Source organism: Luteimonas mephitis DSM 12574 (assembly GCF_000422305.1).
Lineage (GTDB): Bacteria > Pseudomonadota > Gammaproteobacteria > Xanthomonadales > Xanthomonadaceae > Luteimonas > Luteimonas mephitis.
Map to the genome: position 1 here is coordinate 58,106 of NZ_AULN01000017.1, position 12,263 is coordinate 70,368.

Below are 12,263 nucleotides of genomic sequence, written 5' to 3' on the forward strand. Positions count from 1 at the left end.
CGCTTTGCATGGCGATGGGGATCTGCCTTGCATCCATGGCATCTGCGCCGGTGTTTGCGCAGAGCGTGACCGGCGCGGTGGCAGGCCGCGCGGAGGCGGGCCAACAGGTGACGATCACCAATCCGTCGACGGGGTTGACGCGTTCGGCGACGGTGGCCGGCGACGGCAGCTATCGCATCGCCCAGTTGCCGCCGGGCGACTACACCCTGACCACGGGGTCGGGTGAGGCGGTTCCGGTCAGCGTTTCCATTGGCGGCACCACGACCGTCAACCTGACCGGCGCCGGTGCGGTGGACCTGGCCACGGTGCAGGTGATCGGCTCCAGGGTCATCAATCGCGTGGACGTGCGTTCCACCGAGTCGGCGACCAACATCAGGCGCGAGGAGATCGCGCGGATGCCGGTCGACCAGAACCTTGCCTCGGTCGCGCTGCTGGCGCCGGGCGTGCAGGCTTCCGCGGCCAGCTTCGGTGGCCTGAACTTCGGCGGCTCCTCAGTGGCCGAGAACGTGATCTACATCAACGGCCTGAACGTCACCGATCCGTATCGCCGGCAGGGCTATTCTTCGGTGCCCTTCGGGTTCTACGAGGAATTCCAGGTCAAGACCGGTGGCTACTCGGCCGAGTTCGGCCGCAGCACCGGCGGCGTGATCAACGCCGTGACGCGCTCGGGCACCAACGATTTCAAGGCGGGCGTCGAGTTCACGATGGAGCCCAAGGCCTGGTCGATGTCCCCGAGGGACCAGTTCTACGACAACGGCGATATCGTCGAGCGCGATCGCAGCAGCCGTGATGGTGGATCGTTCTACAAGGCCAATGTCTGGGCATCGGGTGCCCTCATCCAGGATCGCCTGTTCTTCTTCGGCATGTACGAGCAGCGCGACAGCAATCCGCGGGACATCGACACGGTGGAGGCCTGGTACACCGAGAGCAACAACGACTTCTGGGGTGGCAAGCTCGACTGGCAGATCAATGACAACCACCTGTTGTCGCTGCTGGCCTTCTCCGACAAGGCCGAATCGGACACGCTCAAGTACGACTACGACTGGGATGCCGCCACGCGGGGTGCCGCGCAGGGAGGAAGCGTCGCCGGCTCCGGCGGCGACAACTGGTCGTTGACCTATACCGGCAACTTCACCCAGAACTTCGTCGCCAAGGCGATGTATGGCGTGAACAAGCGCAGTTCCGACAGTTTCAGCCAGTGGGACCCCTACTGCAGCATTCTGGATCGCGACACCACCTACACGACCATTTTCGGCCCGAAGACCATTCGGGAGGGGTGTGCCCCGAGCACCAGCGGCATCAGTTACCGGGACGACGAGCGGGAGGCCGCGCGCCTCGACTTCGAATGGACGCTGGGTGACCACCTGCTGCGTTTCGGCGCCGACCATGAGGTCATGGACTCCACGACTTCTGCACTTTTCCCGGGCGACGGCATGCGCTACAGGTTGATGGGCGTTGTTCCCGACCCGGATGATCCAGGTGCGCCACAGGTGCTCCCCAACGGTACGGTCATCCCCGCTGGCGTAACCGCATACCTCGACGGCCGCTACAAGGTCACCGGTGCCCCCGTCAGCACCAAGGCGCAGGCGATCTACATCGAGGACAACTGGAACGTCACCCCCGACCTGCTGCTGAACATCGGCGTGCGCGCGGACAAGTTCGAGAACACGCTCGCGTCGGGCGTCACCTTCGCCAAGGCCGATTTCAGCGACATGATCTCGCCGCGCGTGGGCTTCAGCTGGGACATCAAGGGCGACGGCACCACCAAGCTGTTCGGCAACGCCGGCCGCTACTACATCCCGCTGACCAACAAGCTCACCGACTATTTCGGCGGCGGCACCATCGACGAGCACACGTACTACGTGCTGGATGGCTGGGAAGAACGGATCGACCCGATCCTCGGCACGCCGTACCTGTACCCGATCATCGGCGACCAGCTCGGCCCGGTGAATACGGAAGGCAACGCCCCCGCACCCGATGACGTCCGTACAGCGGTCGCGCGCGACCTGAAGCAGGTGTTCCAGGACGAGTTCATCCTGGGCTTCCAGCAGGCGCTCAACCAGGCCTGGTCATGGGGCGTGAATGCGACCTACCGCAAGATGACGCGCGCAGTGGAAGACGTCAGCATCCGCCACGTGGAAGGATGCCCCTGGTATTCCGGTGACTGGCCGATCCTCAACCCCGGCGAGACGAACACCCTGTGGTGCCCCGACACCAATGACTGGGTGACGTTCGACAACTCCAAGGACGGTTACAAGGCGCTGGGCAGCGGCCTGATCATGGGCTACAAGAAGCCCAGGCGCACCTACAAGGCGGTCGAATTCCAGCTCGATCGCGCGTGGGACGACAAGTGGGCGCTGAACATCAGCTACCTGTGGTCGAAGTCGGACGGCAACATCGAAGGCCCGGTGAACTCGGATACCGGCTACAACGACACCAGCCTGGTGCAGTACTACGACCACCCTGCCGTGAACGAACGCTTCGGCCCGACGTTCAACGATTACCGCCACCAGATCAAGATCCGCGGCAGCTACAAGTTCAACGACATGTGGACCGTGGGCGGTACGCTCAGCACGCGGTCCGGCGGCCCGATCACCGCGTTCGGCGTGCGCTGGCCCGACGACAACCGCAGCGCCGGCGGGCCGAGCGAATACAGCGGCGGCGGATCGGGCTGGCTGTGCGAGTCCGGCTGCGACGACTGGACCACGCGGCAACTGGTCTACACCGCAAAGGGTGCGTTCGGTCGCATGCCGTGGGTCACCGACCTGGGCGCCAGCGTGATGTGGACGCTGCCTTCGGACAGGATCGACCTGAAGGCGCGCTTCTCGGTCTACAACCTGCTCAACAAGCAGACCGAGATCAACGTGCACTCCCGCTACGAAAGCCTGCCCGGCACACAGATGCCGCACTTCGGCGAAGCCAAGGCCTGGCAGTCGCCGCGCTACATGCAGCTGGTCGTGACCTGGAACTTCTTCTGATCTCCTCCCATGGGCGGCCCGCACGTCGGGCCGCCCTTCTTTTTGCCCGCGTCAGGCGGCAGGATGGCCGCGGCCGGGCGAGGGATGCCATGCCATGAAGCTTGCACGCCTGATTTTTCCCGCCCTGGCCTGCGGCCTGCTCTGCGTGCCGGCGATGGCACGCGCTGCGGAGCCGGTGCGGGCAAAGGTCGACACGCAGGCTGTCGACCGCGCGTTCGACGAGACCGTCGCCCGCTACCAGCTGCCGGGGCTGGCGGTCGGGATCGTCGAGGACGGCAAGGTCGTCTACGCGCGCACCACCGGCGAGCTGGCGGCAGGTGGCGGCGTGAAGATCGACGCCGACACGCTGTTCAAGATCGCCTCCAACAGCAAGGCGATGACCACCGGCCTGCTGGCGCGGCTGGTCGATGCCGGAAAGCTCGAGTGGGACGATCCGGTGACGAAGTACCTGCCGGACTTCCGCATGTACGACCCGTGGGTCACGCGCGAAATGCAGGTGCGCGACCTGCTGATCCACAACAGCGGCCTGGGCGCCGGTGCCGGCGACCTGATGCTGTGGCCCGGGCCCAATCATTTCAGCCGCGCGGACGTGATCCACGGCCTGCGCTACCTCAAGCCGGTCTACAGCTTCCGTTCGCGCTACGCCTACGACAACACGCTGTACATCGTGGCAGGCGAGGTGGCGGCCGCCGCCGGAGGGGCGCCGTACGAAACGCTGGTGCGGCGGGAACTGTTCGGCCCGCTGGGCATGACGCGCTGCCAGGTGGGCGAATGGAACCGCGATGCGGTGGGCAACGTCGCCCAGCCGCACGCGCGCCGCGACGGCCGCAACGTGGTTGCCGGTGAAGACGATGCGGTGGTTCCGAACGTGCCGATGATGGCTGCCGGAGGCATCCGCTGCAGCCTGCGCGACATGCTCGCCTGGGTGACGATGTGGCTGGAGCCGGAAACCTCGGGACTGGTCGACGGCAAGCCATGGCTGTCGCCGGCGCAGCGCGAGGCCGTGTGGTCGCCGCAGACGATCATGCCGCTGTCGCGGCGGATGCGTGACTGGGACGACAGCCACTACTCGGCGTACGGTTACGGCTGGCGCCTGGCCGACGTGGACGGGACCCAGAAGGTGTCGCATACCGGCACGCTTTCTGGCATGTATTCGGCGGTCACGCTGCTGCCACAGGCGCACGTCGGCTTCGTGATCCTGATCAACACCGACGCAGACGACGCGCGCACCGTGCTCAACCAGGTGCTGGTGAAACATTTCACCGCGCCCGCGCAGCGGCGCACGGTGGCCGAGTACGCCGACGAGCTGGATCGCGATGCGCGCACGGCGAAGGTGGAGCGGCCGCTGCCCGATACCTCGTCGCGGCAACCGGCCACGGCGGCCGCCCTGGGCGACCGGATCGGGGTGTACCGCGACCCGTGGTTCGGCGACGTGGCGATCTGCCCGGCCGGCGACGGTGTGCGATTCGCTTCGGACAAGTCGCCCTTGATGGTCGGCGACGTGATGCGGTCAGGCGACCGTCTGCTCGTGCAATGGCGGGGCAGCGGCGCGGATACCGAGCCATGGCTGGAGTTCGGGCCGGCGACGTCGACGCCGGTGACGCTGAAGATGTCGAAGATCGACCCGGACGCCGACTTCAGCAGCGATTTCGAAGATCTTTCTTTCGTGCGCGTCGGCGATTGCCGCGGAGGTGGCTGATGTCCGGGATTCGCGTCCTGCTGTGCCCGCTGCTGTTTGCCGTCGCCGGCTGCGCGACGACGCCGCCACCGACGGTGTCGCCTGCAACCGATGCCGAGTCCGCCGGCATGGTGGACATCCAGTCGCTGGTGCCGGACATCCGCCTCGACATCCGCTACGCCGGCCACCACAACTTCGTCGGCGTGCCCATCGATGGCTATGACGCGCCGCGCTGCTACCTGCTGCGCCCGGTGGCCGAGGCGCTGCAGCGCGTGGAGAAGAGCCTGCGCACGCGCCATCGGCGCCTGCAGGTCTTCGATTGCTATCGCCCGGTGCGGGCCGTGCAGCACTTCACGCGCTGGGTGCACGACGCGCAGGATCAACGCAACAAGGCGGAGTTCTATCCGACGCTGGACAAGCGCCAGCTGATGCCCGGGTACATCGCAGAGCATTCCGGCCACAGCCGCGGGGCGACCATCGACCTGACCGTGATGCAGTGCGACGCCAGCGGCAACGACTGCGTGCCGCTCGACATGGGCACCGGCTTCGACTACTTCGGCGAACTGGCGCATACCGACTCGCCGAACGCGACCGCCGCGCAGCGCCACAACCGCCACCTGCTGCGCGACGCGATGCAGGCGCAGGGCTTCGGCAACTACGCCGACGAGTGGTGGCACTACACGCTGCGCCCGGAACCCGACCCGCGGACGGCGTACGACTTCCCGCTGCGCTGAGCGGGCGCCGGTTGCGGGAGGCGATGCCCGGCTCGCCGCGACCTGTTCAAGCTTCTCGCATCCTGCTCCGGTGGGAGCGACGAGAGCAGCGAGCTTCCCGGGCCGCCCGCGGGCAAGCCTGGGAAGCTCGCGGCTTCCGCCGCTCCTGCGCCGCTCCCGTCGTGGCTTGCAGGGCGGGGAATCAACTCTGCGACTGTTCCGATGCCTGTTGTCGTGCCCACGGGATCGCTTGTTGCGACCGGGGCGGCATGTCCAGCATTGCCGCCGGAAATGATGCCATGCGTATCCATGCCGCCACCCATGGAAACGGGCGCATTCTTCCGGTTCTTTTCCGGCAGGCACAAAAAAGGCCGGAAGCCCTGGACTTCAGGGTTTGCCGGCCTTCGTTGTACGTCCAGGGACGTTTACGTGAGTGGTGGAGCGGAGGGGGATCGAACCCCTGACCTCCACGATGCGAACGTGGCGCTCTCCCAGCTGAGCTACCGCCCCACGAGGTTGCGGATTATACGGAGGTGTCCGCCGCTAGGCCAGAACCCCCTTCGCCTGGCGACAGGATCGGGCCAAGCGCCGGTTCGAGTTCGGCTCGGCGCCAGCCCGAGAGCGGGCCCGGCCAGCGATTGCCGCTCTCGGCGGCAGCGAGCAGCTGTTCGAGCCAGCGTCGCGAGGCCAGCACGCCATCGGGAAGCCCGAGGTCGGCGCTGCGCGACGCCGTGGCTTCCTGCAGCCGACGCAGCGCCTGCTTGTCGCGATCCTCGTTGCGCGGCTCCGGCGCCTGCGCCTCGTCGTCGAGCGGGGTCTGCAGGGCCTGCCAGATCGCGTCGGCCAGCTTGCGCGGCGCCTTGGGGTGGGCGTCGAGCTGGCGCTGCAGCTGAGCGAGGCTGCCAGCCGGTTCGCGAGCCAGCAGCACGGCCAGTTCGTTGTCCAGGATCCAGCTGCGCGGACGGTCGGCGCGGCGCGCGTGCGCTTCGCGCCAGCGCAGCAGCCGCAGCAGGCGATGGCGTGCGGCTTCGTCGAGGAACTGGGCGGCGCGCAGCGACAGGTGCGGCCAGCGATCGCCGTCGTCGCGCTCGGCGTTGGCCACCATGCGCGCGCAATCCTCCTGCAGCCAGGCTTCGCGCCCCAGCCCGAGCAGGCGCGCGTCGAGCGCGTCGTGCAGGGCGAACAGGTGGCGGACGTCATCGGCGGCGTACTCGAGTTGCGACGGCGACAGCGGCCTGCGCAGCCAGTCCGATCGGGTCTCGCCCTTGGCGAGCGCGACTCCCAGCGCGTCCTGCACCAGTCGCTGGTAACCCATGCCGGCGGCGATGCCGGCCAGCGCCGCCGCGGCCTGGGTATCGAACAGCGGCTGCGGCACCACGCCGCAGGCATGCCTGAACGCGACCAGGTCCTCGCTGGGGCTGTGCATCACCTTGAGCACAGCTGCGTCGGCAAGCAGCGGCCGCAGTGAGTCGGTGATGCCGGGGGCGAGCGTGTCGACCAGCAGGATGTCGTCGTCCAGCGCGATCTGCACCAGCGCCAACTGCGGCCAGTAGGTGCGTTCGCGGATGAATTCGGTATCCAGCCCGACGCGATGGGGGCGGCGCGCGATGCGGTGGTCCAGTTCCCTGGGGTCGGTGATCCAGTGCGGCACGGTATCTGGGTTCAAGGGTGATGCACGCAGCCTAACGGTCGCGAGCGGCCAGCGGCAAATGCGCGGCAAGCCGGGCGCCGCGCCCCGGCATGCCAGGAGCCGGGGTGATGGCGTAATCTGGCGGCCCATCCCGCCGGGTGCAGGGTTTGCGCGAAGTTTTCAGGATCGTGGTGGTGGCATTGCTGCTCGCGGGTTGCACGCGCAATCCGGGAGACGCGGCGCGTGACGATCCGGCCGAGCAGGCGGCGCAGGCGCGCGAAGGCATCGTCACCATCAGCGGCGACGATGCGATCTCCGAGTCACTGACCTGGCGCCCGCCGGAGGTCGACGTCCCGGCCGACGGCGTCGAGGATGCCCGCAAGCGCGCCGAGGCGGCGCTGGAGGCGGGGAACCTGGCAGAGGACGCGAATTCGGCGATCCCGTTGCTGCTGGTGCTGTCGAAGCAGGTGCCGGACGACAAGCGCGTGCGGGCCGACCTGCGGCGCGCGCTGCTGGCGGTGATTGCCCGGGGCGACGCCGCGCTGGCGCGTGCGGACGACGACATCGCGGCGCTGCGCGAGGCGCACGAGATGGCGGCCGTGGCGCGGGCCACGGACGGCGACGACGAGGCGGTTGTCGATTATCTCGAGAGGATCGACCAGGCCGACACGCTCTGGGAACTCAATCGCGACGGCGAACGCGCGCTGGCCGGCGGTCGCCTTGGCGAGGACGGCGCCGGAGCGTTGGCCCGGTTCCGCGAGGCACTGGCGCTGCGGCCCGGGCAGGCGCGGGCGATGCAGGGCCTGGCGGCGACGGAAAGCGCAATGATCCGCAACGCGGAGGTCGCGGCGGAGCAGGGCGACTTCGACGCGGCGAAGCGCTGGCTGGACGTGGCGGCAAAAGTCCGCCCGGACATGCCCACCGTGCCCGACGCGGTCGCCCGCATCGAGCGCATGCGCGGTGCCCGCATCGCGCGCCTGCGCGACCTGGGCATCGCCGCGCTGGCGCAGCCGGATGGCATTGCGACCGCGCGACGCCACCTTGCCGCGATCCTGCTGGTCGCCAGGCCCGGCGACCCGATGGCGGCGGAGTTGCGCGAGCGCATCGACCTGGCCGAGCACTACGGCCAGTTCCGCCCCGGCCAGCAGTTCACCGACGGCCTGAAGCACGGCGCGCGCGGGCCGCAGATGGTGGTGGTGCCGCACGGCGGCTACCGCATGGGCGCCGAGCCCGGCGACGTGCACGCCGAGGACAGCGAGAGTCCGCAGCACGCCATCCGCTTCGACCGCGGTTTTGCGATGTCGATCACCGAGGTCACGGTGGGCGACTATCGCCGCTTCATCAATGCCACCGGCCGCAAGACGCGCGCGCAACGGCGCGGCTATTCGATGGCATATGACGAACGCAGCGGCAATTTCGCGCGCGTCAGCGGCGTCGACTGGCGCAGTGATTACGCCGGCAACCCGGCCGACGAGGACCTGCCGGTGCTGCACGTCAGCGCCCAGGATGCCGAGGCATACGCGACCTGGTTGTCGGAGCAGAGCGGAAATCGCTACCGCCTGCCCAGCGAGGCCGAGTTCGAGTACGCGCTGCGCGCGGGCAGCCGATCGGTCTATCCGTGGGGCGACGGCGTACCGCCCCGGGATGCAGGCAACTTCACCGGTGAACGCGACCGCTCGCCCACCGGTCGGCACTGGAACAATGCCTTCAAGGGCTATGGCGACGGGTACTGGGGTCCGGCTCCGGCCGGGCGTTTCGCCGCCAATCCCTGGGGCGTGCGCGGGCTGGCAGGAAACGTGAGCGAGTGGGTTGCCGACTGCTGGCATGATGGCTATCGGCGGGCGCCGGTGGACGGCTCGGCCTGGCTCAACCCCGGTTGCCGGACACGCGTGGTCCGCGGCGGTTCCTGGGCCAGTGCGCCGGAACAGACACGCTCGTCGTGGCGGGCCCCGGCGGGGGTGGACAGCACCAACGGACGCATCGGCTTCCGCGTGGTGCGCGAGATCTAGATCGTCGGCAGCGACAGCGGCAACAGCAGGGAGAAAGGCAGATGCGTCAGAATCCATTTGGTGAAGGGCAGGCACGGGGCGGGCGGCGCGGGTTCGGTTTCAGCCCGCGGCTGCTGATCCTCGTGGCGTTCATCGCCTACGGTGCCTATTACTATTTCTCCAATCGTTCGACCGACCCGCTGACCGGCGAGACCGTGCTGATCGACAAGGGCATCTCGCCGCAGGACGAGAAGGCGCTGGGCCTGCAGGCCTACCAGGAAATCCTCGCGCAGGAGAGCCCCGTCGACCCGGACTCGCAGATCTCGCGGCAGGTGCGCGAGATCGCGCAGCGGCTGATCGTGAAGATCCCGGAGGTCGAGGATGCGCTGGCGGCCGAGCACGGCATGAAGGCCCAGCACATCGAGGATTCGTTCGACTGGGACGTGACCGTGCTGCAGTCCGACCAGGCCAATGCGTTCTGCCTGCCCGGCGGCAAGATGGCCGTTTACACCGGCCTGGTGCCGGTGGCGCAGAACGCCGACGCGATGGCGATCGTGATGGGCCACGAGATCACCCACGCCCTGCTGCGCCACGGCGCGCAGCGCATGACCGAGCAGAAGCTGGCGCAGCTCGGGCAGATGGCCGGGGCGATGAGCGGCATGGACCAGCAGCAGCTGCAGATGGCGATGGCGGTGTACGGGTACGGGCGCTCGTTGCCGTATGCGCGCAAGCAGGAGTCGCAGGCCGACGAGATGGGCCTGATGCTCGCCGCCGCGGCCTGCTACAACCCGGAAGAGGCGATCCCCCTGTGGGAGCGCATGGGCCAGGCCAGTGGCGGACAGGCGCCGCCAGAGTTTTCGTCGACGCACCCGAGTTCGGCCACCCGCATCCAGAACCTCAGGGCGCTGATGCCCAAGGCGCAGGAGTACCGCAAGCGGTTCTGCACCGGCGGAGGTGCCGTAGGCGCGCGGTAGGTTGGGGTTACATCCCCGACGGTTCTTGTATCAGCCACGGCGTATGCGTCCGGGACAACAGCCATCGGGGCGTAGCCCCGACCCGCGGTTGCCGCGCCTTCAGAACGACATGAACATCCCGCCGTTGACCGGGATGTTGGCGCCGGTGATGAAACCGGCGTCGTCGGCGGCCAGGAAGGCCACGGTGCGTGCGATTTCGTCCGGCTGGCCGAGCCGCCCGACCGGCACGTCGTCGATGATGCGCGCGCGGATTTCCTCCGGCATCGCCATCACCAGCGCGGTTTCGCAATAACCCGGCGACACCGAGTTGACGGTCACGCCCTTGCGCGCGACTTCGCGCGCCAGTGCCATGGTGAAGCCGTGCATCCCGGCCTTGGCCGCGGCGTAGTTGGTCTGCCCGAACTGGCCGGTCTGCCCGTTCACCGAACTGATGTTGACGATCCGGCCGAAGCCGCGCGCGGCCATGTCGTCGATGGCGTGGCGGCACAGGTTGAACACGCCGTCCAGGTTGACCCGCAGCACCGCGTCCCACTGCGCCCGCTGCATCTTGCGCAGGGTGGTGTCGCGGGTGATGCCGGCGGCGTTGACCAGGATGTCGAGCGAGCCGTGCGCGGCGACGATGCCTTCGACCAGCCGGCCGCAGGCGTCGAAATCGGAGACGTCGCCGGCGATGAAATGGATGTCGAGGCCGGCGGTTTCCCGGGCGAAGGCTTCGATGCGCTCCTCGCGGTCGCCCAGGTCGATGGCGACCACGGTGCGGCCCTGCGCCGCCAGTGATTTGCAGATCGCGGTGCCGAGACCGCCGATGCCGCCGGTGACGGCAGCGATGCGCTTGTTCAACTGGAGTCCCCCGCTACTTGCCGCGCTTGGCGTCCTTGTCCCGGGCCGCGCCGGGGGCGGTGCGGCCCATCCCGGCGACCAGGTTTTCCTGGAAGTCCTTCCACAATTCCATGTTGCGCTCGGTGAGCTGGTTCATCATCGACCACGGGGTCTGCCCGAGCACGCCGCCCATCTGCTGGCGGAACTGCGCCTGCTGCTCCATGAAGGTCTGCATCGAGCGGTCGAGGTAGGTGCCCATGAAGCCCTGCAGCGAATCGCCGTACAGGCGGATGATCTGGCTCAGCATCTGCGTCGACAGCATCGGCTGCCCGTTCTGTTCGTGCTCGGCGATGATCTGCAGCAGCACCTGCCGGGTGAGGTCTTCGCCGCTCTTGGCATCCCGGACTTCGAAGTCTTCGCCGTCGACGATCAGCTGACGGACGTCCTCGATGGTGATGTAGCTCGAAATATCGGTGTCGTAGAGGCGACGGTTCGGATATTTCTTGATGACGCGCGTCTTGGTCATGGAGCAACGGCTCTAAACAATGCGTTCCTGCAGCATGGCGCAGTGCAGCACGGGTTGCAAGGAGCCGGGATTCGGCGGGGATTCGGGCCTTGCGAGTGCGTCGCGGCCCGCGAAGGCCGGAACGGAGCAGCTGCCTGCCTTCAATGGCTGTCCGCTTTCCTGAACCCCCAATCCTCAATCCCGGCCTCCCTCACCACCCCATGTACTGGCCGCCGTTCGCCGACAGGTTCGCCCCGGTGATCCAGCTCGCCTCGTCGGGGATGAAGAAACTCACTGCGTAGGCGATCTCGTCCGGATTGCCCAAGCGGCCGGTCGGGATCTGCGCGATGATCTTGTTGCGGACATCCTCGGGCACGGCCATCACCATGTCGGTGCCGATGTAGCCCGGCGAGACGGTGTTGACGGTGATGCCGAAGCGCGCGTTTTCCTGCGCCAGCGAGATGGTGAAGCCGTGCATGCCGGCCTTGGCCGCGGCGTAGTTGGCCTGGCCGTACTGGCCCTTCTGGCCGTTGATCGAGCTGATCTGGATGATCCGGCCCCACTTGCGCTCGCGCATCCCCTCGATCACCGGCCGGGTGACGTTGAACACCGAGTTGAGGTTGGTGTTGATGACCTCCTGCCACTGCTGCGCGGTCATCTTGTGGAACGTGCCGTCGCGGGTGATGCCGGCGTTGTTGACCAGGATGTCGATCGGGCCGAGTTGGCGCTCCACCTCGCGCACCATTGCCTCGGCCTCCTCCGGCGTCGAGACATCACCCTTGGCCAGCGCCACCTCGAAACCGTCGGCCTGCATCCGCGCCTGCCACTCGCGCGCCCTTTCCTCGTTGCGGTAGTTGGTCGCGACCCGGAGGCCGTTGGCGGCCAGCCGCCTGCAGATCGCCGTGCCGATCCCGCCCGTCCCACCGGTCACCAAAGCCACGCGTGTGCCCATGTCGCCATCTCCTGATCCGGCATGGA

9 protein-coding genes and 1 tRNA gene are annotated in these 12,263 nt (G+C 67.8%); 5 read left to right on the forward strand and 5 right to left on the reverse strand.

Annotated features, from left to right (window positions below; translation table 11 throughout):
* The first annotated feature begins 35 nt into the window (after nt 1-35).
* From H570_RS0107175 to H570_RS0107185, 3 genes are all read left to right on the forward strand, one after another.
* Entirely contained in the window at nt 36-2,978 is a 2,943-nt protein-coding gene (locus H570_RS0107175; RefSeq protein WP_245559559.1) for a TonB-dependent receptor, read from the forward strand.
* 94 nt (nt 2,979-3,072) lie between these two features.
* Complete coding sequence (locus H570_RS0107180; RefSeq protein WP_051176209.1) at nt 3,073-4,677, forward strand: serine hydrolase domain-containing protein; 1,605 nt, start codon at nt 3,073-3,075, stop codon at nt 4,675-4,677.
* On the forward strand, nt 4,677-5,390 hold the full coding sequence (locus tag H570_RS0107185) for a M15 family metallopeptidase (protein ID WP_036135514.1): 714 nt from the start codon (nt 4,677-4,679) through the stop codon (nt 5,388-5,390). The genes H570_RS0107180 and H570_RS0107185 overlap by 1 nt, the downstream gene beginning before the upstream one ends.
* A gap of 413 nt (nt 5,391-5,803) precedes the next feature.
* On the opposite strand, the gene H570_RS0107190 is transcribed toward H570_RS0107185, so the two are convergent.
* Nucleotides 5,804-5,879: transfer RNA gene (locus tag H570_RS0107190), tRNA-Ala, on the reverse strand.
* A 13-nt stretch (nt 5,880-5,892) separates the two neighbouring features.
* Nucleotides 5,893-7,020, reverse strand: coding sequence for a ribonuclease D (rnd, locus tag H570_RS16780; protein WP_051176210.1), 1,128 nt, complete (start codon nt 7,018-7,020; stop codon nt 5,893-5,895).
* Nucleotides 7,021-7,157: 137 nt separating this feature from the next.
* On the opposite strand from rnd, the gene H570_RS0107200 reads away from it, so the two are divergent.
* Nucleotides 7,158-9,008, forward strand: coding sequence for a formylglycine-generating enzyme family protein (locus H570_RS0107200; RefSeq protein ID WP_051176211.1), 1,851 nt, complete (start codon nt 7,158-7,160; stop codon nt 9,006-9,008).
* 41 nt (nt 9,009-9,049) lie between these two features.
* Nucleotides 9,050-9,961: a M48 family metallopeptidase gene (locus tag H570_RS0107205; RefSeq protein ID WP_027080144.1), complete on the forward strand. Its 912-nt coding sequence runs from the start codon at nt 9,050-9,052 to the stop codon at nt 9,959-9,961.
* Between the two features lie 99 nt (nt 9,962-10,060).
* Here the strand turns inward: H570_RS0107205 and phbB (H570_RS0107210) are convergent, their stop codons facing one another.
* The 3 genes from phbB (H570_RS0107210) to phbB (H570_RS0107220) form a co-directional block, all read right to left on the reverse strand.
* Nucleotides 10,061-10,801, reverse strand: coding sequence for an acetoacetyl-CoA reductase (gene phbB, locus H570_RS0107210; protein ID WP_027080145.1), 741 nt, complete (start codon nt 10,799-10,801; stop codon nt 10,061-10,063).
* 13 nt (nt 10,802-10,814) lie between these two features.
* Nucleotides 10,815-11,306: a polyhydroxyalkanoate synthesis repressor PhaR gene (gene phaR, locus H570_RS0107215; RefSeq protein WP_027080146.1), complete on the reverse strand. Its 492-nt coding sequence runs from the start codon at nt 11,304-11,306 to the stop codon at nt 10,815-10,817.
* Nucleotides 11,307-11,496: 190 nt separating this feature from the next.
* Nucleotides 11,497-12,237, reverse strand: a complete 741-nt coding sequence (gene phbB / locus H570_RS0107220; RefSeq protein WP_027080147.1) for a beta-ketoacyl-ACP reductase — start codon at nt 12,235-12,237, stop codon at nt 11,497-11,499.
* Nucleotides 12,238-12,263: the final 26 nt, after the last annotated feature.

Coding starts and splice junctions, on each gene's coding strand:
- H570_RS0107175 (WP_245559559.1), top strand. CDS start 36: ATGGCATCTGCGCCGGTGTTTGCGCAGAGCGTGACCGGCGCGGTGGCA.
- H570_RS0107180 (WP_051176209.1), top strand. CDS start 3,073: ATGAAGCTTGCACGCCTGATTTTTCCCGCCCTGGCCTGCGGCCTGCTC.
- H570_RS0107185 (WP_036135514.1), top strand. CDS start 4,677: ATGTCCGGGATTCGCGTCCTGCTGTGCCCGCTGCTGTTTGCCGTCGCC.
- H570_RS0107205 (WP_027080144.1), top strand. CDS start 9,050: ATGCGTCAGAATCCATTTGGTGAAGGGCAGGCACGGGGCGGGCGGCGC.
- phaR (WP_027080146.1), bottom strand. CDS start 11,306: ATGACCAAGACGCGCGTCATCAAGAAATATCCGAACCGTCGCCTCTAC.
- phbB (WP_027080147.1), bottom strand. CDS start 12,237: ATGGGCACACGCGTGGCTTTGGTGACCGGTGGGACGGGCGGGATCGGC.